General features: G+C 72.6%; 22 protein-coding genes and 1 pseudogene. 6 read left to right on the top strand and 17 right to left on the bottom strand.

The features are described 5' to 3' along the window. Positions 1-12: 12 nt before the first annotated feature. From V8690_RS00955 to V8690_RS00945, 3 genes are all read left to right on the top strand, one after another. Positions 13-1,077 (top strand): LacI family DNA-binding transcriptional regulator, encoded by a 1,065-nt coding sequence (locus V8690_RS00955; protein ID WP_338775390.1) that lies wholly within the window; start codon positions 13-15, stop codon positions 1,075-1,077. A gap of 73 nt (positions 1,078-1,150) precedes the next feature. Beyond that, positions 1,151-1,831, top strand: a complete 681-nt coding sequence (locus V8690_RS00950; RefSeq protein ID WP_338775389.1) for a carbohydrate ABC transporter permease — start codon at positions 1,151-1,153, stop codon at positions 1,829-1,831. Further along, entirely contained in the window at positions 1,813-2,118 is a 306-nt protein-coding gene (locus V8690_RS00945; protein ID WP_338785197.1) for a hypothetical protein, read from the top strand. The genes V8690_RS00950 and V8690_RS00945 overlap by 19 nt, the downstream gene beginning before the upstream one ends. Positions 2,119-2,390: 272 nt before the next feature. Here the strand turns inward: V8690_RS00945 and V8690_RS00940 are convergent, their stop codons facing one another. Together V8690_RS00940 and V8690_RS00935 are read right to left on the bottom strand one after the other, a co-directional pair. Beyond that, on the bottom strand, positions 2,391-3,002 hold the full coding sequence (locus V8690_RS00940; protein WP_338775388.1) for a DNA polymerase ligase N-terminal domain-containing protein: 612 nt from the start codon (positions 3,000-3,002) through the stop codon (positions 2,391-2,393). A 39-nt stretch (positions 3,003-3,041) separates the two neighbouring features. Then, positions 3,042-3,549 (bottom strand): annotated as a pseudogene (locus tag V8690_RS00935) (aldo/keto reductase). 109 nt (positions 3,550-3,658) lie between these two features. On the opposite strand from V8690_RS00935, the gene V8690_RS00930 reads away from it, so the two are divergent. Then, positions 3,659-4,723, top strand: a complete 1,065-nt coding sequence (locus V8690_RS00930) for a LacI family DNA-binding transcriptional regulator (RefSeq protein WP_338785195.1) — start codon at positions 3,659-3,661, stop codon at positions 4,721-4,723. Here V8690_RS00930 and V8690_RS00925 read toward each other — a convergent pair. The 4 genes from V8690_RS00925 to V8690_RS00910 are packed head-to-tail and all read right to left on the bottom strand — an operon-like array spanning position 4,686 to position 9,296. Next, entirely contained in the window at positions 4,686-6,068 is a 1,383-nt protein-coding gene (locus tag V8690_RS00925) for a glycoside hydrolase family 32 protein (protein ID WP_338775387.1), read from the bottom strand. The two genes, V8690_RS00930 and V8690_RS00925, sit on opposite strands and share 38 nt — an antisense overlap. Beyond that, complete coding sequence (locus V8690_RS00920; RefSeq protein WP_338775386.1) at positions 6,065-6,919, bottom strand: carbohydrate ABC transporter permease; 855 nt, start codon at positions 6,917-6,919, stop codon at positions 6,065-6,067. Before V8690_RS00920 ends, V8690_RS00925 begins: the two co-directional genes overlap by 4 nt. Before the next feature lie 14 nt (positions 6,920-6,933). Beyond that, entirely contained in the window at positions 6,934-7,890 is a 957-nt protein-coding gene (locus V8690_RS00915; protein WP_338775385.1) for a sugar ABC transporter permease, read from the bottom strand. Beyond that, entirely contained in the window at positions 7,887-9,296 is a 1,410-nt protein-coding gene (locus V8690_RS00910; protein ID WP_338775384.1) for an extracellular solute-binding protein, read from the bottom strand. Before V8690_RS00910 ends, V8690_RS00915 begins: the two co-directional genes overlap by 4 nt. 195 nt (positions 9,297-9,491) lie before the next feature. Here V8690_RS00910 and V8690_RS00905 point away from each other — a divergent pair, with 195 nt between their 5' ends. Further along, positions 9,492-10,466 carry a TauD/TfdA family dioxygenase gene (locus V8690_RS00905; protein WP_338775382.1) on the top strand — a complete coding sequence of 325 codons (975 nt, stop codon included), beginning with the start codon at positions 9,492-9,494 and terminating at the stop codon, positions 10,464-10,466. Between the two features lie 570 nt (positions 10,467-11,036). On the opposite strand, the gene V8690_RS00900 is transcribed toward V8690_RS00905, so the two are convergent. The 5 genes from V8690_RS00900 to V8690_RS00880 all read right to left on the bottom strand — a co-directional run bounded on the left by V8690_RS00900 (position 11,037) and on the right by V8690_RS00880 (position 16,209). Beyond that, positions 11,037-12,065, bottom strand: a complete 1,029-nt coding sequence (locus tag V8690_RS00900; RefSeq protein ID WP_338775381.1) for an LLM class flavin-dependent oxidoreductase — start codon at positions 12,063-12,065, stop codon at positions 11,037-11,039. A gap of 94 nt (positions 12,066-12,159) precedes the next feature. Then, entirely contained in the window at positions 12,160-13,665 is a 1,506-nt protein-coding gene (locus tag V8690_RS00895; RefSeq protein ID WP_338775380.1) for a metallophosphoesterase, read from the bottom strand. Positions 13,666-13,711: 46 nt separating this feature from the next. Then, positions 13,712-14,569, bottom strand: coding sequence for an MHYT domain-containing protein (locus tag V8690_RS00890; RefSeq protein ID WP_338775379.1), 858 nt, complete (start codon positions 14,567-14,569; stop codon positions 13,712-13,714). A 119-nt stretch (positions 14,570-14,688) separates the two neighbouring features. After that, complete coding sequence (locus tag V8690_RS00885; RefSeq protein WP_338775378.1) at positions 14,689-15,444, bottom strand: dienelactone hydrolase family protein; 756 nt, start codon at positions 15,442-15,444, stop codon at positions 14,689-14,691. A gap of 144 nt (positions 15,445-15,588) precedes the next feature. Beyond that, positions 15,589-16,209 (bottom strand): L-threonylcarbamoyladenylate synthase, encoded by a 621-nt coding sequence (locus V8690_RS00880; RefSeq protein WP_338775377.1) that lies wholly within the window; start codon positions 16,207-16,209, stop codon positions 15,589-15,591. A gap of 163 nt (positions 16,210-16,372) precedes the next feature. Here V8690_RS00880 and V8690_RS00875 point away from each other — a divergent pair, with 163 nt between their 5' ends. Further along, complete coding sequence (locus V8690_RS00875) at positions 16,373-17,866, top strand: helix-turn-helix domain-containing protein (protein WP_338775376.1); 1,494 nt, start codon at positions 16,373-16,375, stop codon at positions 17,864-17,866. Between the two features lie 230 nt (positions 17,867-18,096). On the opposite strand, the gene V8690_RS00870 is transcribed toward V8690_RS00875, so the two are convergent. Genes V8690_RS00870 through V8690_RS00845 form a run of 6 tightly spaced genes read right to left on the bottom strand, consistent with a single transcriptional unit; the run spans position 18,097 to position 23,586 of the window. Next, positions 18,097-19,323, bottom strand: coding sequence for a cytochrome P450 (locus tag V8690_RS00870; protein ID WP_338775375.1), 1,227 nt, complete (start codon positions 19,321-19,323; stop codon positions 18,097-18,099). Then, positions 19,320-20,558, bottom strand: coding sequence for a cytochrome P450 (locus V8690_RS00865; protein WP_338775374.1), 1,239 nt, complete (start codon positions 20,556-20,558; stop codon positions 19,320-19,322). Before V8690_RS00865 ends, V8690_RS00870 begins: the two co-directional genes overlap by 4 nt. Continuing rightward, positions 20,555-21,181: an ATP/GTP-binding protein gene (locus tag V8690_RS00860; protein ID WP_338775373.1), complete on the bottom strand. Its 627-nt coding sequence runs from the start codon at positions 21,179-21,181 to the stop codon at positions 20,555-20,557. The genes V8690_RS00865 and V8690_RS00860 overlap by 4 nt, the downstream gene beginning before the upstream one ends. Beyond that, the gene (locus tag V8690_RS00855) at positions 21,153-21,515 is read right to left on the bottom strand and encodes a DUF742 domain-containing protein (protein WP_338775372.1); all 363 of its coding nucleotides are present in this window, start codon (positions 21,513-21,515) and stop codon (positions 21,153-21,155) included. The genes V8690_RS00860 and V8690_RS00855 overlap by 29 nt, the downstream gene beginning before the upstream one ends. After that, positions 21,512-21,934, bottom strand: a complete 423-nt coding sequence (locus V8690_RS00850) for a roadblock/LC7 domain-containing protein (RefSeq protein ID WP_338775371.1) — start codon at positions 21,932-21,934, stop codon at positions 21,512-21,514. The genes V8690_RS00855 and V8690_RS00850 overlap by 4 nt, the downstream gene beginning before the upstream one ends. After that, positions 21,931-23,586, bottom strand: a complete 1,656-nt coding sequence (locus V8690_RS00845; protein ID WP_338775370.1) for an ATP-binding protein — start codon at positions 23,584-23,586, stop codon at positions 21,931-21,933. The genes V8690_RS00850 and V8690_RS00845 overlap by 4 nt, the downstream gene beginning before the upstream one ends. Positions 23,587-23,602: the final 16 nt, after the last annotated feature.

Here is a 23,602-nt window from a genome sequence, read left to right as displayed (position 1 = left end):
TCGGAGAGCCGCATGCCCCGCTCCAGTAAGAACTCCTCGCCCAACGGGGGACCGGTGACCCTCGCCATGGTCGCCGCCCGGGCCGGGGTGTCGATGCAGACCGTGTCCAACGCGATCAACTCGCCGGACATGCTGCGGCCCGAGACCCTGGAGCGGGTCCGCCGCGCGATCGACGAGATGGGCTACCGGCCCAGCCGGGCGGCGCAGACGCTGCGCAGCGGTTCGAGCAAGCTCATCGGCTACGGCATTCAGCCCACTCCGCCCGGCACCGCGGGCGCGGTCATGGACCGCTTCCTGCATGCCCTGTCGGATGCCGCCGACGAGGCGGGGTACCGGATCCTGCTGTTCGCATCCCCGCCCGGCGGCCCGAGCCTGGAGGGCTACGAGACTCTGCTGGCTCAGCACGAGGTCGACGGCTTTGTGCTCAGCTGCACCGAGCGCGGTGACCCACGCCAGTCGTGGCTGACCAAGCGGGGCGTGCCGTTCATCGGGTTCGGCCGGATGTGGTCGGGACGGCCCCTCGGTGACTGGGTCGACGTCGACGGCGCCTGCGGCACCGATGCGGCCGTCGAGCACTTGGTGGCCCTCGGGCATCGCAAGATCGCCTTCCTCGGCTGGGAGCGCGGCACCTCCGGTGCGGGTGACGACCGTGCCGAGGGCTGGCTGCGGGCCATGCGGCGGCACGGACTTCCGACCCGCGGCCGGCGCGGGCAGAGCATCGTGAACGACATCGAGGCTGCGCGTACCGCGGCCAAACCGCTGCTGGACGGCGGCGCGACCGCGGTCGTCGCGGCGAGCGACGTGCTGGCCCTCGGCTGCTACCAGACACTGCGCGAGCGTGGCCTCGCCCCGGGCCGTGACGTCGCCGTGGTCGGCTTCGACGACTCGCCGACCGCCGAGCTGCTCTCGCCCGGCCTGTCCTCCGTCGCCCAGCCGCTGGAGGAGGTCGGCCGGGAGTGCGTACGACTGCTGCTGGCCCGGATCGCGGCCCCTGACTCCCCGCCCGAGCGGCTCCTGCTGAAGCCGTCCCTGATCGTGCGCGACAGCGCCGACGCGCCGCTGTCCGACCGGGCGTAGCTCCTGGCCGACCGGACTGCCTTTCCCTCTCCGGTCGGTTGCACCCACCTCTGTCACCGTCACGGCCGGACGCGTGCTGTTCGACTCGATGGCCGGCTACGCGCTCGCCCGCCTGAACTTCCCCGGCCGCAGGCTGCTGTTCGCCTTCGTCATGACCATCCTGGCGGTGCCGCCCGCGACCCTGCTGATCCCGAAGTTCGTGGTGCTCAACACCTTCGGGCTGTTCGACACCTACGCCGCCAAGATCCTGCCGCTGCTGGTGGACGCCGTGGGCATCTTCATCATGAAGCAGTTCTTCGAGCCCATCCCCCGCGAGGTCGAAGAGGCCGCGAAGATGGACGGCGCCGGCGTCTTCCGCACCTTCTGGTCGATCGTCCTGCCCAGGGCCCGCCCCGCCCTGATCACCCTGACCATCCTGTCCTTCCAGGGCTCCTGGAACGAGTTCACCAACCTCCTCGTCGCCACCCAGTCCAGCCAGTACGAAACCCTCACCACCGGCCTCGCCCGCTTCGTCTCCGGCAGCCCGGGCCAAGGCGCCCAGTGCCCCCTGAAACTGGCAGCGGCCCTGATGGCCACCATCCCGTCGCCGTGCTGTTCTTCTGCTTCCAGCGGTACTTCGTCCAGGGCGCCAACGCGGGCGCCGTCAAGGAATAACCCCACCGCGACGGGGCCCTCCATCCGGACACCGCCACGCGCGAACCGCCTCCGCACTCCCTCCGCCCCACCGACCAACCGATCGACCTGCGCCTGGTAGTCGACCACTCCATCGCCGAAATCTTCCTCACCTCGACCGGACAGGTCCTCACCCTGCGCTGCTACCCACAGGCCCCGGCCCCTGGCGACTACAGGTCCGCACATCGCCCGGCGCCCGCCTCGGCTGCACCGTCGACGCGTGGGAACTCAACCCCCTCGCGGTCAAGGAACCGTCTCCCAAGTGGTGCACGGACACATTTCCCTCACTCGTCGAACAACGCCGCGCGGCACCGGTCATGCCGGGCCCGGAGTCCGAGACCCCGATTGCGGCGCCGATCAAGAAGGTAATGGGGGTAACACCCCCTCTCAATCCGCCAGGGCCTGTCCGGTGGAACTCTCCGCTGACCGGACGGGTCCTGGCCCACATGGACAACGGACGGCGCCGAAACCTGTCCATGACTTCCGCTCGAACCCCATTCCTCGTCCGCGTCCGAGAAGTCCCGCCGGTCGCTCAGCGTGGCGAGCGTCGGGCGCGCGGCCAGTTCCGCCCCCGGACGGGCCACCCCGAGAAGCCGCCGCTGCCCCTCGGGCAGGGTCTAAAGGCAACCGGCCATCGCCGTTCACTCCCCGGCCGCGTCCGAGACGACCTGGGCGAGGGTGCGCCCGGACACGGCCGAACGCGCGCGGCGCGGATCGGGAGCCCCGTGTGTACGGGCGCCCCCGGCCCGTTTCACCAGCAGCCAGGCCTCCTCGCCGTCACCGCCCTGACCGCCGCGGAACCGGGTCAGGGCGTACTCGCCGCGCAGCTTCGCCCCGTTCAGCCGGAACGTGGCGTGCCCGCGCTCCAGCGACTCGGCGAAGTCCACCGGCCGTCCCCTGCGGTCGTGGCTCAGCGGCTCGTACGTGCCGTGGTCCCAGACGATCACCGTGCCGCCGCCGTACTCGCCGCGGGGGATCACTCCCTCGAACTCCTCGTACTCCAGCGGATGGTCCTCCGTGGGCACGGCCAGCCGCTTGTCCTTCGGATCAGCCGAGGGGCCCTTGGGGATCGACCAGGACTTCAGGACGTCGTCCACCTGCAACCGGAAGTCGAAGTGCATCGTGCTCGCGTCATGGATCTGCACCACGAACCGGGGCCGGTCCCCGGCGGGCTCCCCGCTGCCACGGGGCTCGCCGGTCCGGCCGAAGTCGCGCTTGCCGCGGTAGTCCCGCAGCCGGTCCCGCTCGGCCACCTGCGGCTCCTTCCTGCCTCGCCGGGCCCCGGGTACCCGTCAGAACTCCTCGTGCACCTCGAGGTCCGCGCCGACCCGCCGGTGCGCCCGGTCCGACGGCGGCCATCTCGTCCTCGCTCCACTCGGAGCCGAAGACGTCGAGGTTCTCGCGCTGCCGCTCGGGGTTCGCCGACTTCGGGATGGGCACCGCGCCCAGCTGCGTGTGCCAGCGCAGCACGACCTGCCCGGGCGTCACGCCGTGCGCCTAGGCGATCCGCGCCACGGCGGGATCCTGAAGCAGGGTCGTGCCCCGGCCCAGCGGACTCCAGCGCTCGGTCAGAACGCTCTTGCCCGCGTGGCAGGCGCGCAGGTCGTCCTGCGGCAGGAAGGGGTGCAGCTCGATCTGGTCGACGGAGGGCAGCATCCCGGTCTCCTTCAGGCGGTACCCCGCCTCCAGGGCCGAGAGCACCGCCTGCTGCGCCTCGTCGTCGCCGAGTGGCCAGGTGCCCAGGCCCAGGGCGGGGAGCGTCGTACCGTCGTCGAGCGCGTGCGTCGGGATGCTGATCACCGTCGGACCTACCGGTGACTGTGTCGTCTGCCTGTGTCGTCCCTCCAGCGTCACGGATAGGGTGAGCAATGATCAACCGGGCAGGTGGGGGATGAGGACGGCGGACGGCATGGGCAGCGCCGAGGAGAAGCCGGCGACACGACCGGGGCGTCCCACCTCGCGGGACGTCGCCCGGCTCGCCGGCGTGTCGCACACCGCGGTGTCCTTCGTGTTCAACGGCCGCGCCGAGGGCAACCTCTCGCCCGCCACCCAGGAGCGCATCCGGCAGGCCGCGGTCCAGCTCGGCTACCGGCCCGACCCCGTCGCCCGCGGCCTGCGCCGCAGCCGTACGGCCGTGATCGGGCTGGTCACCGACGAGATCGCCTCCTCGCCGTTCGCCGGACGGCTGCTGCGCGGCGCCATGGACACCGCCTGGGCCGGCGAGCACCTGGTCCTCACCGTCGACTCCGGCGGCGACCCGGCCAAGGAGGACGCGGCGGTCGCCGAACTCCTCGACCGGCGCGTCGACGGCATCATCTACGCGGCCATGTCCCTGCGCCGCGTCCGGGTCCCCGAGGGACTGCACCGCACCCACTCCGTGCTGGCCAACTGCCTGCCCGAGGACGACTCGCTGCCCGCCGTCATCCCCGCCGAGCGCGCCGGCGGCCGTACGGCGGCCCGGCTGCTGCTGGAGCAGGGGCACCGGCGGGTCGCGCTCGTCGGCGGGCAGAACGACATCGCCTCCGTGGAGCGGCTGCGCGGTTTCCGCGACGCGCTGCGCGCCGAGGGCATCACCGTGCCCCGGGACTGGGTCGTACGGACCGGAGGTGAGATCTCCGGCGGCTACGAGGGTGCCGTCCGACTCCTCGACGGTGCCCCGGCCGACCGCCGCCCCACCGGGATCTTCGCCTACAACGACCGGGTCGCGGCGGGTGTCCTGCACGCCGCGACCCGGCTCGCGATCGCCGTACCCGGCGACCTGTCGGTGGTGGGCTACGACGACCAGGAGCACATGGCCGCCCACCTGGCGCCGCCCCTCACCACCGTCGCACTGCCCCACCGGGAGATGGGGGAGGCCGCCACCCGGCTCCTCCTGGACTCCATCGCCACCGGCCGGACCCCGCCCGCCACCGTGCGGCGCCTGGCCTGCCCGGTGATCAGCCGCGCGTCGGTGGGACCAGCTCCCATCCGGTGACAGCCGCGCCGGACGACACCCTCAACGCCCGTACGTCGTCGGGCCGGTGGTAGACGCGCTCGGTGACCACGGCCCGGTCGCCGACGAACAGCTCGTACAGCGAGCCGTCGGCGAGGACACGCACCGTGAGCTCCTCCTCGGGCGGCACCCGCACCACGACCGGCGCCGCCGCCTCGGCCTCCTTGCGCGGCCAGTCGGCCCGGTCGAGTGTCACGGTGCCCCCGTCCGGGTCCAGCCGGACCGTCAGCTCGGCGCCCGAGGACGACCGCAGCAGACTCACCGTGGAGTGACCACGGGCGCCGACCGTCAGGTCGTAGGCCGTCGGCAGCGCGGCCCGGCCCGGGGCGACGACGAACGGCTCGGCGGCGCGCAGTCGGTGCAGCTCCGGGGCCGGGGTCACCCGAAGCGCCCCGTCCGGATGGACGTCGACGACCCGGGGTGCGGTCAGGACGCCGGCCCAGTCGGCCTCGCCCTGCTCGCGGGCCTCCCACGACCAGCCCCACATCAGGGCCCGGTCCGGTTCCTGGAGCACGGCGGGCGCGTAGAAGTCGCGGCCGTGGTCGAGCAGGCCGCCCGCCCGGGCGCAGAAGCGCAGGTCCGTGTCCAGACATCCCGTCAGATAGCCGGTGGTCCACGGGTCGCCGTCCCACAGGGACACGACCAGCACCCACTCGCCGCCCCGCGTCGCGTACAGCTGCGGGCACTCCCAGCCGGTCGCCCGGTCGCCGAACGCCGCCGCGGCGGCCGGGTCCCGGCCGTCCAGGAGCACACCCGCGAAGCGCCAGTCGCTCAGGTCGTCGCAGTCGTACAGCAGGACGGACGGCGTACCGTCGGCGTGGCCCGCGCCGACCAGCGCCCACCGCCGTCCGTCGTGCCGGAAGACGAACGGGTCGCGGAACATCACCACGTCCAGGCCCGCGGGCGGACCCGTCACCACCGGCGTCGGCAGGGCAGTCCAGTCGGTCAGCGCGGGGTCGTCCGGATCCGCCGCCCGGGCCAGGCAGATCATGCCGAGCCCGCTGTGGTCACGGTCGACCCCGGTGTAGACGGCCGTCGGCACGCCCCCGTCGTCGACCACGCACCCGGACCAGCAGCCCGCCTCGTCCGGGCCGCCCGGGGTCGGGGTGAGGGCGATCGGGTGGTGCTCCCAGCGGGCGAGGTCGGCGCTGGAGGCGTGGCCCCAGTGGACGTTCGCGTGCACCGGGGCGTCGGGGTTGTGCTGGTAGAAGAGGTGGTAGCGGCCGCCCCGGCGGAAGGGGCCGTTGGGGTCGTTCATCCAGTTGGCGGGCGGGCGGACCCTGAAGCGCGGGGCGTGCGGGCCCTGCGGGGGAGCGGCGAGGCTCAACGGTTGACTCCTGCGGACGTGATGCCCTCACGCAGAGGGCGTTGGCCGACGACGAACACCGCGACGGCGGGGATCATGGAGAGGACGACACCGGCGAGCACCACGGAGATGGAGCCGGTGCCGAGGTTGCCCTGGAGGGAGACCAGGCCCAGCGGCAACGTGTAGTTCTGGCCCGACGTTTCGAGGATCAGCGGCCGGAAGAACTCGTTCCAGTGGTAGTTGAAGGCCAGGACGCCGACGATCGCGAGGCCCGGCGCGGCCAGCGGGGCGTACACCGACCGGAACGTCCGCCAGGGCCCGGCACCGTCCAGCATCGCGGCCTCGCCCAGATCCTTGGGCATGCCCAGGAAGTACTGCCGCATCAGGAACGTGCCGAACGCCGTCGGGAAGGCCGGGATGATCAGCCCGAGCAGGGTGTCGGTCAAACTCATCGACTTCAGGACCAGGAACACCGGAACGATCGTGACCTGCAAGGGCACCATCATCGTCGCCAGGACCAGGGCGAACAGCGGCTTCTTGAAGCGGAACTCCAGGCGGGCGAAGGCGTATCCGGCCAGCCCCGCCGTGATCATCTGGCCGACCGCGATCAGGCCCGTGACCAGCGTCGAGTTGAGGGCGAGCAGCCATACGTCGATCTGGTCGAACACCCCCCGGTACGCCTCGGTCGACGGGTCGGACGGGATGAGCTGCGGCGGCAGGTCGAACGCCTCGGCGGGCGTGCGCAGCGAGGTGGACACCGTCCACACCACCGGGCCGAGCGTGAGCAGGGCGCACACCGTCAGCCCGGCGATCCGCGCCCACGGCGCCAGCCCGTGGCGCGCACGGCTGAAGGACAGGGTTGCTTGGCTCAAGGGGCTCACCCGGCTCACTGGTAGTGGACGAAACGCCGGCTGAGCCGGAACTGGAGGGCTGTGACCGCCGTGATCAGCACGAACAGCAGCACACCGACCGCGGACGCCTCACCGAAGCGGAGCTGCTCGAACGCGGTCTCGTAGATCACCATCACGACCGTGCGGGTCGAGTCGCCGGGACCGCCGTCGGTCAGGACGTACGGCTGCTCGAAGACCTGGAGCGCGTTGATGATGCCGACCACCGAGGCGACCAGCAGCGTCGGCGACAGCAGCGGCAGCGTGACGGTGAGGTGCTTGCGCAGGCCGGTCGCGCCGTCCAGGGCGGCGGCCTCGTGGATCTCCTTCGGGATGTTGTTCAGACCGCCCACGAACAGCAGGAACGAGAAGCCGAACTGCTGCCAGACGTAGACCAGGACCACGGTCGCCATCGCCGCGGTCTCCGACGTCAGCCACGGCACCGGCGCGATCCCGACGAAGCCGAGCAGCCAGTTGACCACCCCGAAGTCCTGGTTGAACAGGTACTTCATCACCACCGAGATCGACGCGGCGGACAGCACCAGCGGAAAGAAGAACGCCGAGCGGAACACCGAGCGCAGCCACACGGGCATCCGCCCGTTCAGTGTCAGCGCGAGCACCAGCGCGACGAGCAGTTGCAGCGCCACCGCGAACACCATGAAGACGAGGGTGTTGCGGAAGGAGACCAGCACGGTCTCGTCGCCGAACACCGCGCCGTAGTTGGAGCCGCCGGCGAAGCGCGGCGAGTCGATCACGTTCCAGTGGAACAGGCTCAGCACCACCGAGCCGACGATGGGGACGACCGTGAACACGACGATGCCGACGATCGTCGGGGCCAGGAACAGCGTGGCCAGCAGCCGGGTGCCGCGGTCGCGGGCCGAGGGACGCGGTGTGTCCTTGACGGGCGGGGCCTTCGGCCGTTCGGCTCGCGCGGGCGGTACCTGAGTGTTCGTCATACGTCACGCTCCATGGCCTTCTCCAGGTCGCCCTGCAACCGGCGCAGCGCGGGACGCACCGAGCGCGGGGAGGCCAGGGCCGTGCCGGTGTGCTTGAGCAGCAGCTGCTCGACCTCGGCGACCTGCGGCGGCGCCGGGATCGGTCCCGTGTCGGGGAACCGGTCGAGGGTGTCGTAGAACACCGGCCAGTGCGCCGGGCCGGTCTGCGCGTAGCGGTCCGCGGTCAGCATCGAGCGGCGGGCCGGGGTGGTCTGGTTCGTCGTGAACAGCCGTGTCAGGGTGTCCTTGCGGGCCGCGTACTTGATGAACTCCCAGGCCTCCTCCTGCCTCTTGGAGGTGCGCAGCAGCGCGTAGCCCGCCGCGCCGTACTGCATGCGCTGGGTGCGCCAGCGCGGGAAGTACTGCACGTCGAACCCGTCCCGCCGCATCCCCGCCAGGTGCAGGCCGCCCGCCCAGAAGCCGCCTGCCGGGGTGACACCGACCCGGCCGGTGGAGAACACGCCGATGAGGTTCTGGCCGTTGCCGCCCTCGGGACGGGTGCACAGGCCGTCTTGGACGAGGGAGGCGAGATAGTCGTAGACCTCCTCCACCCGGTCGTGCGTGGCCTGCGGGGTCGTCCACCGGAAGCCGCCCCCGCGGCCCCTGCGCTGGTCGGCCGGGTAGAAGGAGTCCCACAGCCACTCGCCGCCGGGCGCCTTGGACTCCGCGAGCAGATTGGTGCCGTTCGCGAACAGCCAGGGCACCACGCCGCCCCACAGCCGGTTGGTCCAGAAGTAGGGCGTGAAGCGGGAGCCGCTCGCCCGCTTCATGTCCCGCAGCAGCGTCGTGAAGCCGTCGCGGGTCCAGTCGGCCGGCGGGTACTCCGCGCCGGCCCGGCGCAGCACCTGGCGGTTGAGGTACATGTCGGCCGCGTTGAACTCCACCGGCAGCTGGAAGAGGCTGCCCTCGTACATCATCGACTCCACCAGCGACGGGTGGACGTCGGCGAAGTACTCCCTCAGCTCGGCCGCGTCCCGCTTCACCCACTTGTCCAGGGCCACGCCGAGCCGCTGCGCGAAGAGCTGCACGCCCTCGGTGGCGACGTACACCAGATCGGGGGCGGTGCCCGCGGCCACCTGCGTGAGGATCTTCGCGAAGAAGTCCGACCAGTCCACGGCCTGCACGGCGTTGATCTGGAGCTTGATGTCGGGGTGCAGCTCGCGGAAGCCCTCGCGCAGCGTGCGGATGGCCTCCGGCCCGTAGGCGGGGCCCAGGGTGGCGACGACGAGGGAGCCGTCGTCACGGCCGGGGATGTCGGCTCCGGTGAGCCGGTCCCAGCTCGCGGCGGTGCCGGCCAGGGCGGCGGCCCCCGTGCCGTAGGCGCCGTACCGCAACAGCGTGCGGCGGGTGAGGTGCGAGTCGGTCATTGTGAGGCCTAACTCGTGTTAGTTCAGGGCCAATGCCCAGATGATGTGAGCGCGACCCGGGCATGTCAAGACGCGCGACACGGTGGCCTGCAACGAGTCAGGTGGACAGCCCGCCGGTGCGGTGTCGCCCCGGGCGGGGATCGCTGTCACGATCTTCCGGAAGGCACGACCACGCCCACGACCAGCGGAGTGCTCATGACGACGGACAGCGCGATGACGGACGAGGCGGTGCGGGACGCCGGGGTGGGGGTGGAGCCGGTCGCCGGGCACATCGGCGCCGAGATCAGGGGGGTCGACCTGGCCGCGGACCTCGACGACGCCGTGGTCGCCGCGATCAGGGCGGCTGTGCTGCGGTGGAAGGTGGTGTTCTTCCGGGGACAGCGGCTGGACCACGCCGGGCATGTGGCGTTCGCGCGCCGGTTCGGTGAGACGGTGGTGCTGCCGCGGCGCGGCAAGGCCTCGCCGCCGGACTTCCCCGAGATCGAGACGACCGCCGACCGGCTGGAGTTGGGCGGGCGGTTCGGCATGGAGCACGACGAGTGGCTACGGCGCCGCCGCCACACCCTGCTGCGCGGCTGGCACTGCGACCACGGCGCCCGCGTCGACCCGCCCGCCGCGACGATCCTGCGCGCCGAGACCGTGCCGCCCTACGGCGGCGACACCACCTGGTCGAACCTCGCGGCGGCGTACGCCGGACTCTCCGCGCCGCTGCGGGAGTTCGTCGACGGCCTGCGGGCCGAGCACCGGCTCGGCGTCGGCTACCAGCCCCGGCCCGGCGACGACGCGTACGTCCGCCACCTGCTGGACCGTCAGGTCGCCACGCTGCACCCCCTGGTGCGCGTCCACCCGGAGACGGGCGAGCGGATCCTCTACGTCAACGGCTACTACGTCGAGCAGATCGCCGGCCTCTCCCGGCCCGAGAGCGGCGCGATCCTTCAGATGCTGCTGGAGCAGGCGGTCCGGCCCGAGTACACGGTCCGGTTCCGCTGGGAGCCGGGCAGCGTGGCGTTCTGGGACAACCGCGCCACGATGCATCTGGCTCCCGGCGACACCGCACACCTCGACCACCCGCGGATCATGCACCGGGTGATGCTCGCCGGGGACGTGCCTGTCGGGGTGGACGGCAAGGCGTCGGAGCCGATCACCGGGAGCGCCCCCGGCCGCTGGTGACCTGTGCGGGGCCCGACGGGCCGGCCGGGGATGCGCCGTCTCCGCGACGACCTGGTCCGGCCGGGGTACGCCGCACGGGGCGAGTCGGACGCCACGGCCTTCTCCCGGAAAGCCGCCTGCGACTCCGTGGCGGTCTGCTCCTGGGCCGGGGAGGCGGGCGGCGCCTCCAGGCGACCTGGGGCGACCCGGGGCGCCGGGGGTGCGCTCGGCGTCTTCGCGGTGGTTGTGGGGCGGGGCCGTGCCCGGGGTGTCCGTCCTCGGAAGGCGCGATGGGGTCGGACACCGACTGACTCCGTGACGCACCAACCGCTGGGGGCGGGCACCCCCCGACACGTCCCCTTCCGAGCATCGGCGGCTGCCGGGTGCCCCCGGCGGCGTCGGCGTCGACGGCCTCCAGCGCGCCGCCTCCGGCGCACCGGGTCACCCTGGGTGCGTCGCTTCTGGGGTGACCCGGTCCGGCCGCGGCGCGCCGCACCCAGGGTGACCCGGTGCGCCGGGATGTGCCGCCTTCCGGGCAACCCGGTCCGCCAAAGGCGCCCCGTCTCCCGGCCGACCTGGTCCACCGGAGGCCTACGCGCCCGGTCGCCACCCCAGCGCCGGGCCGAGCTTTGTCGCCGTGTCGGTGAGGATCTGTACGTAGTCCTCGTGCTCGAAGGTGAACGGCAGTGCGAACGCGACCTCGTCCACCTCCCGGAACGCGGCGTGCGCGTGCAGCAGTTCGGCGATCTCCTCCGAGGTCCCCACCAGGTCCGGCGCGAACAGCAGCCGCGCCGGTCCCTGTGGTGCGGCCGTACGGGGAGTGCGCTCGGCGGCGTACTTCTCGTAGCGGGCGCGCTGCTCGGGCGATGCGGAGTCCGTGGGGATGACGACGAGGCCCTGCGAGACGCGGGCGGCCTCGCCGTCGGGGTGGGCGGCGCGGAAGGCGCGGATGTGGGAGAGCTGGATCCGCGCGAAGTCGTAAGGCCCGCCGGGGTCTTCGGCCTTCACGACGCTGCTGGTGAGGAGGTTCATGCCGTGCTCGCCGGCCCACCGGACCGACCGCAGGCTGCCGCCGCCGTACCACATGCGTCGGCCCAGGCCGGGGGAGTGGGGCTGTATCCGGTTGGAGAAGGTCTCGAAGCCTTCCGTCCCGCTGAAGTCCGTCGCCGGTTTGCCCCGTACGAAGTCCAGCAGCCGCTCCGCCCGCCCGTAGCCGAAGTCCTCGGCGTCCGCCGTGTCCGGGTAGAGCGCGCCCTTGACCTGGTCGAAGTGCATCGGCGGGCCCACGCTGACGCCCGGGTTGAGCCGGCCGCCGGACAGCAGGTCGACGGTGGCCAGGTCCTCGGCGAGGCGCAGCGGGTTCTCCCAGCCGAGCGGGATGACGGCCGTGCCGAGCTCGATGCGGCGGGTGCGCTGCGAGGCCGCGGACAGGACGGCGACGGGGGAGGAGATGCCGTACTGGAGATGGCGGTGGCGCACCCACGCGCTGTCGAAGCCGAGCCGCTCGCCCAGCTCGATGATCTCCAGCGTCGACTCGTGGCCGCGCCGCGGATCCGCCTCGTCGAACAGCCCGATGGTCAGGAAGCCCAGCTTGCGCAGCGGTCGTGAGGTCGGTGGCACGGGCCCTCCGTCATTGAAGGTTCAATAGGGTACGGCTGGGCCAACCCGGCAGCGGCCCGTGCTGTTCCCGCTCGCCGGTTTCCGCCGTACCGGGTCAGCGCAGCGGGATCGTCACCTCGTCCTCGACCGGCGGGGCGAGTTCCTGCGCGCGGTTGCCGGTGGCCGCGTAGCAGCGCAGCCGGACCGCTTCCGGGGAGACGTCCAGGCGCAGGAAGCACTTGAAGAACGGCGGGCTGTACGTCGCCGAGCTCGGCGAGAACAGCGACGTGTAGATCTTGCGCACGGGCAGCCGGAACCGCTTGGCCCGGTCGGGCCGGCGGCCGGTGCCGAGCAGCCCGGCGACCAGCCGGACGCGCCGGGTGACGCGGGTGGCCGCGTCCGGGACACGGGTCGGGGGGATGCCCAGGCGCTCGGCGATCACGGCCGTCGCCTCCGCCTCGGTGAGGGTGAAGAAGCGGGGCATGCGCAGCCGACGGCCGTAGAGCCGGCTGTAGAAGGCGAGGGAGTCGCCGCGCAGTGGATAGCAGCGGAAGTCCCCTTCGGTCACGTTCGCGACGTTGACGCGGGGGATGGTGTGGGTGGCGTGCATGAATGCCCCGCCGCCGCCCGCGACCACGTACTGAATGGTGCGTCCGTCGGCCAGACGGACCGGATAGCGCTGGTAGTTGTGGATGTCGCCGCCTATCGCCGCCACGTAGTGGTGGGCCGGGTCGCGGACGATGTCGTCGACCGTGCCGCCCCCTTCGATGGCGCACGGCTCGCGCCTGCCGTCCACGTACAAGGGCGAGCCGGTGACCAGGATCTTCGGGCGCGACCCCTGGGAGACCCCGCGCAGCCAGGCTCCCTGCTCGGCGTCGAGGGTGCCCAGCAGGCCCGTGTCGATGCCTATGATCCGCACCGGCCCCGCGTCGATCGCCCAGTACGGGCCCGGCTGGACGGCCTGTTGGGCGGGTGCCGAGCGCAACGAGCGTGCCTCGGCGAGATGCCGGCCGTCGTCCGGACGCGGGCGGTGCCACAGCAGCGACCGCAGCCAGGCCCGGGTCAGCGGACGCGGCCGGGGCTCGGGCGGCAGCGGCCGGGCGTCGTCGCAGAAGACGCGCATGAAGCCGCCGAGATCCTCGTACCAGTCGTGGTTGCCGGGTATCGCGTAGATCGGCGCCCGGTAGTCCCGGTAAGGGCGGAAGAACTTGGTGCCGTAGTCGTCCGCGCTGCCCACCGGGTAGATCACGTCACTGGCCAGTACGGCGAAACGGGTGTCCTGACCGGTCTTCAGAAAGCCCGGCACGACGGCGTACTGGGGGTCGTCGCCCTCGCCCGTGTCGCCGATGACCAGGAAGGAGAACCGGTCCGGGTCGTCCCGCCGGATCACCTTGTCGGCCGGTGCGCCGGCGGCCGCGCGCTGTGCCACCCACCGGCCGCGGGTGCGCCCGGTGGGGTCCCCGAACCAGGAGGCCAGCACGCCGTTGCGGGCGGCCCACAGCATCCTCGGGTCCAGCCAGGAGATCTTCTCGACCTTCTGCGGCATCAACTGCCGGTAGGCGCCGTGCTCGCCGGTACCCCAGCCGGCGCCTTCGGCGGTATCGCGTGAGGAGTCAGACACCGCTGCACCGTAACAACGATCCACGAGCCGTCCGCAGTCGGGTCGTTCAGCGGCCGCGGGTGTGCGAGTCCGTGTCGTGCCACGAAGTGCGCGGTGCGGGAACGGAGTTGGCGGCCCGGACACCGGCGGAGGCGTCCGGGGACGGGGCGGGGCTCCGGTTCCCGGCCCGCTCGCCGTGTACCAGCAGCGGGTCGAACATGACCACGACCCCGGCCAGCAGCAGGAAGACGACCGGCCCGAGCAGCATCGGCAGCAGCAAGGACAGGGGCGAGTCGCCCTCCCACGTCCCGCCGGTCGTGTCGTGGACATGGACGCTGACGGCGGCCATGCCCGTGTAGTGCATCCCGGACACCGCCACGCCCATCACCAGGCTCGCCCCGACGCTCGCCAGGAAGCCGCGGATCGTGACGGCCGCCCACAGCGCGGCGGTCGCGGCGGCGATGGCGATCAGCACGGACAGGACGACAGCGACCGGGTCGTAGCCGATGTCGCCGTGCAGCCGCATCGCCGCCATGCCCAGGTAGTGCATGGCCGCCACCCCCAGTCCCGTGACGACCCCCGCGACCGCCAGGGTGTCACGGCCCGTGCCGCGACAGCCGACGATGAACACGCCGATGCCCACAACGGCGACGGCCACGACGAGACTGAGCACCGTCGTGGCCGCGTCATAACGGACCCGGGTCTCCTCCACGTGGAAGCCGATCATGGCGATGAAGTGCATCGTCCAGATGCCGCACCCGATGGAGGCGGCGCCTAACGCCAGCCAGCCGGGCTTCCACGACCGCGTGTCGAGCAGCGAGCGCACGATGCACCGCAGCCCCAGCGCCCCTCCCAGACAGGCCATCACATAGGCCGCCACCGGAGTCACCGCACCGTAGCGGAACCCGTCGACCGTGCCGTCCATAAGCCAACTCCCCCCGAGTCATGGCTGGTTTCAGCAAGGTCTACGCGCAGGGATCGCGGGAAGGCAAGCCCTTACCGTCGGTAGGACGCCACCTTCTGTTCACCTGGAGTCGATTGAGGTCAGAATGTGCGCTTCAGCAGGTCGAGCAGGGCCGACCAGTGCCGCTCGTCGGCCTCCTTGTGGTACGCCGCGGTGTCGGCCTGCGTGAAACCGTGGGGCGCGCCCGGGTACACCTCGCACCGGTGGCGGACGCCCGCCGCGTTCAGGGCCCCCTCCAGGCGCTCGATCTGCTCCTGGGGCAGCGAGGGGTCCTGGTCGGCGTGGCCGAAGTACAGCTCGGCGGTGACCTTGCCGGCCACCAGGTGCGGGCTGTCCGGCGTGTCCGTCGCCAGGCGCCCGCCGTGGAAGCCGGCCGCGGCCGCGACCCGCTCCGGGTAGGTCCCGGCCGTGAGCAGCGACAGGCGCGCCCCCATGCAGTAGCCGGTCAGCGCGACCGGGCCGTCGGCCACCGCGGGCGACTCGGCCAGCCGGCGCAGATAGGCACCGGCGTCCCGCATCGCCCGTTCGGGCGTCAGCGCCCGCATGACCGGCATGATGCGCTCGAATATCTCCGGCCGCGCCCCCGGGTCGATGAACTCGGGCAGCTCGAACAGCGGGGCGCGGCCATGCCGGTAGAACACATTGGGCACCAGCACCGTGTAGCCCTCACCGGCCAGCCGGTCGGCCATGGACCGCAGCCGCGGACGCAGTCCGAAGGCGTCCATGTAGAGCAGGACCGCCGGGTGGGCGGCCCCGTCCGCGGGACGGGTCAGATACGCGTCGGCGGTGCCGTCCTCGGTGGGAATGTCGACAGCGGTTCCCTGTACGGCGGTCATGGCTGGGCTGCCTCTCTACGGGTGTCGGCCAGGGACCCGTCCGCGTGACCGGGCGGATCATGGTCATCGTGACACGCCGTTTCCCGGGGCATTTCGCCCACCCCCGGCACCCGGCGCAACCGTGAACGCCCCTTGGCGCGCCCTTTACTGGAAGCGTGACGTGTCGCCCGCGCCGTGCCGCACGATCTCGGCCTCACCGCCGGAGAAGTCGATCACCGTCGTCGGCTCGGTGCCGCAGTCACCGGAGTCGACCACCCCGTCCAGCACGTGGTCGAGCAGGTCCTTGATCTCCCAGCCCTGCGTCATCGGCTCCTCCTCGCCGGGCAGCAGCAGGGTGCTGGACAGCAGCGGCTCACCGAGCTCGGCGAGCAGGGCCTGGGTGACGACGTGGGCGGGGATCCGCACGCCGACCGTCTTCTTCTTGGGATGCTGGAGCATGCGTGGCACCTCCTTCGTCGCGGGCAGGATGAACGTGTAGCTGCCGGGCGTCGACGCCTTGATCGCGCGGAACACGTCGTTGTCGATCCGCACGAACTGGCCGAGCTGCGCGAAGTCCTGGCACACGAGGGTGAAGTGGTGCCGGTCGTCCAGCTTGCGGATCGCCCGGATCCGCTCGATCCCGTCACGGCTGCCCAGGCGGCAGCCCAGTGCGTAACAGGAGTCCGTGGGGTAGGCGACAAGAGCGTCCGCACGGATGCTGTCGGCGATCTGGCCGATGGTGCGGGGCTGGGGGTTGTCGGGGTGCACGTCGTAGTACTTCGCCATCCGCCGAGCTTATGCCGCCCGCGCGGTGCGGCGGCGCAGGGCGGGTGTCGGCCCGTGGGCGGGCGCCCGGCGTGGTCCGCCCGGGAAGAGAGCGGGGACGTGTGAGGTAACGTCCCCGACCGGTGCGCCGGAGGCGGTGCGAGGAGCGAGGGGGAAGGCCGAGGTGGCTGGCCGAGAGGACGGGAACCGGCAGCGCGAGACACCGGCCGGGCCGGGCCCGGGATGGGCGGAGGAACTGCTCGAACACCTGCGCCCGGCGGGTCGCGACGTGCGCAGGCTCGTGGGCTGGCTCTCCGGTGCCCTGCGCGGGTCCGTGGCCCTTCAGGACGCCGCCGGGAACCTCATCGCCGGAACCCGCCTCCCGCTCGACGAGGACCTCGTCACGGACATCACCGCCGGCCGGATCGCCTCCGCCGCCTGGGAGAGCCGGGAGCGCCACCTGCGCCTGGTCAGGGTGGAACACCCGTCCCACACCTGCGTCCTGGCCGTCTCCCGCGAGATCCCCTTCGACCGCCGGGCCGCCGACATCGTCATGCACACCGCCCAGGTGATCGAACTCCTGCTGAGCGCGCGCGAGTCGACCGCGGCCGGGCACCGGCTCCGGCGGGCCACCTCCGACCTGCGCCTGGCGATCCTGCAACTGCTGATGGTCGAGGACACCATCGCCGCCCGCCGCGTCGCCGCCGGCCTCTGGCCCGGGCTGCTCGACGCCGACACGGCGTGCGTGTACGTCGTCGAGTCCGACCCCGCCCTGCGCGACCGGGTCGCCGAGGAGTGCCTGGACAACACCGGGGAGGAGGCCCTGGTCGTGCGCTGCCCGGCCATGGACGGCCATGTGATCGTCGTCTGCCCCCGCGACACCACCGGCGAGGCGCTGCGGTCACTGGTCGGCCGGTACCCGGACATCTTCCTCGGCGGCAGCGTCCGGCAGAGCCTCGCCCGCACCGCCACCGCCTACGGACAGGCCGTCAGCGCCCTGGCCGTCGCCCACTTCCGGCCCGACAAGACCGCGGTCTACGCCGAGCGCACCCACCCCGAACGCCTCATGGACCCGGAGGCGCTGCGCGGCTGGACCGCCCGCGTACTGCGCCCGCTCGACACCCTCCCGCACCACACCCGCGCCGAACTCCTCGCCACCACGCGCCTCGGCCTGGAGTTCACCGCCGTCAACACCGCCAAGGTCCTCGGCGTCAGCCGCAACACCGTCCGCGCCCGGATGGAACGCGTGGAAGCCCTGCTCGGCACCGACTTCGCCGACCTCACCGTCCGGGCCGTCGTCCACCTGGCTCTCAACACCCGGATCGGGCTGCCCGACGCCCCGTTCACCGACGACGCCGAGGACTCCGCGCTCCGGCTCTCCGACCTGCTGTCCGGGCCCGCCCTGCGCACCTGGGCACAGAACCTGCTGGGTCGGCTGGACGCGGACGCGAGGAACCCGCGCCGGACACTGCGCGCCTGGATCGCCGCCGGCGGCAACGCCGAACGGGCCGCGCAGGCCCTGGGCATGCACGCGCAGACCGTGCGCGAGCACGTCCGCAGCGCCGAACCCGTCCTGGAACGCCAGCTCCTCGCCGCGGGCACCGACCTGTACGAGGTCGTGCTGGCCCACCTGGCCGTCGGTGACCTCGACCCGCCGGTTTTCCGCCGCCACGACTGACCCGCTCGCCCCCCGGGGCAACCGGTTGGCCAGCTTTCGGGGGACGAAACCGGGCCATCCGGACTCAACTGTGCACGGGTGAGCCCTGTTGAGCGTGCAACGGGCATCGACGCGATTCACAAGGGCTCTGCCATGGACGTAGGTTCGACGAGCCGCGGGGGCTCGACCGGAACGGGGGACCGGTCGCGCTCCCGCGAGCTGCCCGGTGAGGCGGCGTCCCTCCTGGTGAATCAGCCCCGCAGCCGCACCGGAATCTCCTGCCAGCCGATGGCGATGAAGGACGGCACCTGCCGCAGGCCCTCGTCACCGGCGGCCAGGCTCAGGCCCGGGAACCGGTCGAACAGCGCCGGCAGCGCGGTCAGCGCCTCCAGCCGGGCCAGGGGTGCCCCGATGCAGCGGTGGACGCCGATCCCGAACGCCAGATGGTCGTCGGCGGCGCGCGTGGCGTCGAAGACGTCGGCGTCCGGTCCGTAGTGCTCGGGGTCGAAGCCCGCGGCGGCGTACGTCGTGATGATGGCGTCGCCTGCCGGGATCGTGACGTCGCCGACGGGGAGGTCGGTGACGGCGAACCGGAGCGGCAACGAGGCGATCGACGGGTGCGCGCGCAGCGTCTCGTCGATCACGGCGTCCCAGCCGATCTCCCCGGTCCGTACGGCGGCGAGCTGCTCTGGGTGGCGCAGCAGGGCGACGGCCGCGTTGCCGATGAGATTGACGGTGGTCTCGAAGCCGGCCCCGATGACCAGGAGCAGCGTGTACAGCAGCTCCTCGTCGCCGAGCCGGTCGCCGTCCTCGTCGCGGACCCGGATCAGCTCGGTGGTCAGGTCGTCACCGGGGTGCGCTGCCTTGTGCGCGATCAGTGCGGGCAGCACCGTGCCGATCTGCTGCTGGACGGACGCCGCGTGTTCCGGGCTCGTATCGGAGGTGTCCATGATGGCCGCGACGAGACGGCCGGTGTCCTCCCGCAACTCATCCGGCACGCCGAACAGTTCGCAGATGATCCGCATCGGCAGCGGATGGGCGAACCCCGCCTTGAGGTCCACGACCTCGCCGTCGGCCGCGTCGAGCGCGTCCAGCAGCTCCTCGGTGATCGCCGTCACCCGGGGCCGCATCGCCTCGGTGCGGCGGTGCGTGAAGCTGGGCGCCACCAGCTTGCGCAGCCGCGTGTGGTCCGTGCCGTAGGTGGAGAGCATGTTGACCACGCCCACCCAGCCCAGGATCCAGGCCCAGGACGGATGTTCGCCGATCTCGGGCCACAGCCGCCAGTGCAGCCGCGGGTCCTTGCTGACCCGCGGGTCGAGGATGAGTTCCTTCAGCGTGCCGTAGCGCGTGGGCGCCCAGGCGGGGATCCCACCGGGCAGCTCCACGGGCACGATCGGGCCGAGGGCGCGCAGCCGGGCGCTCTCGGCGGCGATGTCGGCGCCCAACGGGTCGAGGGCGATGCGGTCGGTCACGGTCACGGACGTCCTCCTGGCTGGTCGGGGGAGCGGGGGCTGAAGCGGACGGGCAGCGCCGTCAGCGACCGGTGGAACGGGCCGGGCCGCCAGGTGAGGCGCTCGCGGGGCAGCACGGGTTCGAGGTCGGGCAGCCACTGGGTGAGCCGTTCGATCGCCTCGGTGGCGATGAGCAGGGTGTGCTGCTTGACCGGGCAGGCGTGCGGGCCCGCCGACCAGGACAGGTGGGAGGCGTCGCCCGGGTGACGGTCCGCGCCGCGCTCCTGCTCGGTGGCCTGCGCGAGCGCCCCGTACGAGATCACCACAGGCACCGCGGCCCTGATCCACACACCATGGAAGGTGACGGGTGTGCGGGCGTAGTGGATGCCGTAGTTGGCGAGCGGTGTCTCGTGGTGCAACACCTCCAGCACCGCGTCCGTCACCGGGCGGGCGCCGCTGGTGAGCGTCGAGTAGTAGTCCGGGTTGCCGAGGATCCTGGACAGCGCGTTGGACACCAGGTTGGCCGTCGGCTCGTGTCCCGCGCCGAGCGTGAGGAACACCTGCCAGGTGACCTCCTCGGGGGTCAGCCCCGCCGGATGGTCCAGCAGCCAGCTCGGCAGGTCGTCGCCGCGCCGCTCGGCCTTCGCCGCGATCAGCTCCAGCACGTACCCGGCGTACTCCGCCTCGCCCTGCCCCGCCTGCGCGCCGCCCTCGATCAGCTTGCCGAGCGCGGCGTCGAGCCGGTCGCTCGCGCTGTCCGGCAGCCCGAACAGGCTGTTGAACACCAGTGCCATCAGCGGCCTGGTGAACTCGCCCACCAGGTCGGCCTCGCCGCGCGGCCCGATCCGGCTCACGAGCAGATGCACCGCCCGGTGCACCCGGGCCCGCAGGTCGTGCGGCTCCACCAGATCGAAGGCGTCGATCAGCGTGGTGCGGTAGCGGATGTGGGCGGCACCGTCGGCGAACAGCGTGTTGGGCCGCCAGCGCATCATCCCGAGCACCGGCGAGTCGTCGGGGACGGTCGCCTCCCAGGGCCGGGGATCGTGTGAGAACGTCTTCGTGTCGTGCAGCAGATCCAGAGCCGCCCGCCGGTCCGTGACGACGTACGCCGGCACACCGGGCGCGAGTTCCGCCCAGCCGACCGGGCCGTGGGTGCGCAGGGCGGCGTAGTACGGGCGGGGGTCGCGGGCGAAGCCGTCCTCCCACAGGCGCACGGGCGCCGCGAGGGAGAAGGCCTGCTCGGCAGGGGACGGGTGGGTCACCGGTGCTCCGCGGGTCGGTGGTCGATCAGGTGCTGGACCAGGGCGAGCAGGGAGTCGACCGAGGAGTTCGCCTCCCGCGCGTCGCAGGTCACCATCGGGGTGGTCGGGTCCAGGTCCAGGGCGGCGCGCAACTGCTCGGGCGTGTGGTGCCGGGGCGCGTCCGGAAAGGTGTTGAAGGCGACCGCGTACGGCAGTCCGGTCTCCTCCACCAGTCCGAGCACGTCGAACGAGGCGTCGATCCGGCGGGTGTCGACCAGCACGAGCGCGCCCAGCGCCCCGTGGGCGATGTCGTCCCACAGTGACCGGAACCGCTCCTGGCCGGGCGTGCCGAACAGATACAGCACGATGTCGCCCGGCAGGCTGATCCGGCCGAAGTCGATGGCGACCGTGGTGGTCGACTTGTCCCGGGCCCCGGCGAGATCGTCGACCCGCGCGGACGCCTCGGTGAGCCGCTCCTCCGTGTGCAGCGGGAGGATCTCCGAGACGGAGCCGATGAGGGTGGTCTTGCCCGCCCCGAACGGCCCCGTGACCAGGATCTTCACCAGGTCGCGGGCGGTGTCCGGGAGATGGATGCCGTTGCCGCCGGCGGCGGTGTCAAGGGTGCTTGAGGTCGCGGAGGCCATCGGCCACTCTCTTCAGCAGGTCGGGGTCGAAACGCCGGGCGGGCGGGATCGGCGCGCGGGCCAGCACCAGGCCACGGTCGATGAGGTCGGCGGCCAGCACCATCACGGCGGAGACCGGCAGCCGCAGCAGGGCCGCGGCCTCCACCACCGTCAGCGATCCGTACTCCAGTTCCTCCAGCAGGGTCGCCTGCGCGGCGGGCAGATCGGCGGGAGCCGGCTCGCCGCTGCCGGTGAGGACCGACAGCCGCTCCAGATGGGCACGGCTGGGCCGGGCCACTCCGCCGGTCGACAGATACGCGGGAACCAGGGGACGGCCGCCTCGGCGGCCGGTCATGCCGGCGTGTCGCCGTCGGCCCCTCGGGGCCCGGCGGCCATCGCCTTCTCACCGAGCCGCGCGACCTGCGAGTGCACGCGGTGCGCGAGCAGGTCCAGGCGCACCTCGGGGTCGCCGTACGCGGCCACGCAGGTGCCGTGGTCCGTCGGCACGATGAGCACATAGCCGTGGGCCGACTCGATGACGACCTGCCGGATGTCGGCCCGGTCGGAGTCGGCGAACGCCGCCGCCGCGGTGCGGCACGCGCCCTGCACGGTGCTGGTGATGGCGGCGACCCGCTCGGCCGACGGCTGCGACAGCGCGTCGGTGTAGCCCGTCACGAGCCCGTCCCGGGTGAGCAGGACGGCGGCCACGACGTGCGGGACCTCCAGGACCGGTTCGAGCACCCAGGCCGTGTCCCCCGCTGCGCGGCTGGTCATCGAGCCGTTCCCCCTTCGTGGTCGTTGCGGTCTCGGTCGGTGTCGTCGGGTGTCCCGTCGTCCGTGGTCGCGGCCGGGACACCATCAGGTACGGCTGGAACGGCGCCGGTGTTCGGCCGGGCGGCACAACGTGCGGCCGCCGTGCCGGACTGGAGGGCGCCGAGGGCGGCGGCGGACTCCTCGGGGCGCCGCGGCCGATGCTGTGGTGCGGGTGCGGGTGCGGGTGCGGGTGCGGGTGCGGGTGCGGGTGAGGAAGCCGGGCTGTCCGGCGGGGGCGTGGCCCGGCTGCGGCGGCGCCGCTGGGGGAGACCGCCGCTGTCACGGGGGCCGTGGTGGCCGGGAGCCGGGGCGGAGGCCTGGTCGTCCTGGTCCGTGCCGTAGCCGTGATCGTCGGACGGGGTGGGGCGGGCGGTGGTGGTGGACGGTTCCTCGGGCGTCCGGGACGCGGTGGCCGGGTCCGGCTCGGGTTCACGGGCAGGGGCGGCCGGGACGTCAGGGGCGGAGGGGCCCGGCTCGGCACCGCGGGGCGTCGCGGCACCGCGGGACGAGGCGGCGCCGCCCGCCGTGTCCCGCTCCGCCCTGCGCGTCGACCGCGGGGCGCTGGCCGCCGGCGGCAGCTCTTCGGGATCGATGCGGGTCAGCAGGTGACTGTCGACCCGCAGCACCGCCCGCACACCGCCGTACGGGGACGGGGAGGACAGGTCCACGCTCAGATCGAACTGCCGGGTCAGCTGGCCGATGGCGGCGAGTCCCATGCGCGGCGGGTCGCCGAGCTCGGTGAGCAGGATCGGTTCGGAGCCGGCCACCATCCGCTGGGCACGGGCCCGTTCGTCCTGCGTCATGCCCAGCCCGGCGTCGTCCACGGTGACACAGACGCCGTGGGCGACGGCCTCCAGGTTGACCACGACGTCGGTGTCGGGCGCGGAGTGCCGCAGCGCGTTGTCGAGCAGCTCGGCGACGATGATGGCGACCGGCTCGACGGCGTGGGACACCAGGGCGGTGCCCGCCGCCAGGTGGTTGTGGACCCGGACGCGCTGGTAGCCCGCGAGCCGGGCCTGGCCGCCCGTCACCGCGTCCACCAGATGGGACGTCTCCCGGGCCAGTCCCACCCAGGCTCCGCACACCACCGCGGCGGTCTGCGCGCGCCGCAGCGACTGCTCGTTCTCGTGGTCCAGCTCGAACAGGGTCTGCGCCAACTCGGGGTCGTCATAGCGCTGTTGCAGACCGCGCAGGGCGTCCTGCAACCGGTACAGCGCCGCCTGGATCTCCCGCGTGGCCCCGCGCATCCCGGCCTGCGCGGCGGCGTCGATCCGGGTGCGCTGCGCGGCGAGTTCGGCCTTCAGCCCCTTCAGCACCTGCTCCAGCGCGAGACCCAGCGGCGAACCGGCGAGCTGCGGGCTGAGCGGGCCGGGCACGCCGACGTGCGGATGGGCCACCTGCCGGGCCGCGGCGGGCAGGCGACGCGCCGCCAGGTGCTCGACCTCGGCCGTGAACGCCCGTGAGGTGCCGTCGAGTTGCGCCCGCAGGGCGGCTGTCTTGGCGCGCTGCGCGGCCAGTTGCCGCCGTGAGCGCAGCAACCCGCCGCCGAGGGCGAACGCGGACAGTGTGCCGACGGCGAGACCGCCGACCACCAGGTCCGGTAATTCGATCATCGAGTCGAGTCCAGGG

This window comes from Streptomyces sp. DG1A-41, assembly GCF_037055355.1.
GTDB lineage: Bacteria > Actinomycetota > Actinomycetes > Streptomycetales > Streptomycetaceae > Streptomyces.
Note: the sequence above shows the minus strand (reverse complement) of the source record. Positions and strands in the feature narration are given on the sequence as shown.

What these genes read in the sequence shown, in the direction of transcription:
- V8690_RS00955 (WP_338775390.1), top strand. Translation starts at nt 13, where the DNA reads ATGCCCCGCTCCAGTAAGAACTCCTCGCCCAACGGGGGACCGGTGACC.
- V8690_RS00930 (WP_338785195.1), top strand. Translation starts at nt 3,659, where the DNA reads ATGGGCAGCGCCGAGGAGAAGCCGGCGACACGACCGGGGCGTCCCACC.
- V8690_RS00915 (WP_338775385.1), bottom strand. Translation starts at nt 7,890, where the DNA reads ATGACGAACACTCAGGTACCGCCCGCGCGAGCCGAACGGCCGAAGGCC.
- V8690_RS00910 (WP_338775384.1), bottom strand. Translation starts at nt 9,296, where the DNA reads ATGACCGACTCGCACCTCACCCGCCGCACGCTGTTGCGGTACGGCGCC.
- V8690_RS00905 (WP_338775382.1), top strand. Translation starts at nt 9,492, where the DNA reads ATGACGACGGACAGCGCGATGACGGACGAGGCGGTGCGGGACGCCGGG.
- V8690_RS00890 (WP_338775379.1), bottom strand. Translation starts at nt 14,569, where the DNA reads ATGGACGGCACGGTCGACGGGTTCCGCTACGGTGCGGTGACTCCGGTG.
- V8690_RS00885 (WP_338775378.1), bottom strand. Translation starts at nt 15,444, where the DNA reads ATGACCGCCGTACAGGGAACCGCTGTCGACATTCCCACCGAGGACGGC.
- V8690_RS00880 (WP_338775377.1), bottom strand. Translation starts at nt 16,209, where the DNA reads ATGGCGAAGTACTACGACGTGCACCCCGACAACCCCCAGCCCCGCACC.
- V8690_RS00860 (WP_338775373.1), bottom strand. Translation starts at nt 21,181, where the DNA reads ATGGCCTCCGCGACCTCAAGCACCCTTGACACCGCCGCCGGCGGCAAC.
- V8690_RS00855 (WP_338775372.1), bottom strand. Translation starts at nt 21,515, where the DNA reads ATGACCGGCCGCCGAGGCGGCCGTCCCCTGGTTCCCGCGTATCTGTCG.
- V8690_RS00850 (WP_338775371.1), bottom strand. Translation starts at nt 21,934, where the DNA reads ATGACCAGCCGCGCAGCGGGGGACACGGCCTGGGTGCTCGAACCGGTC.
- V8690_RS00845 (WP_338775370.1), bottom strand. Translation starts at nt 23,586, where the DNA reads ATGATCGAATTACCGGACCTGGTGGTCGGCGGTCTCGCCGTCGGCACA.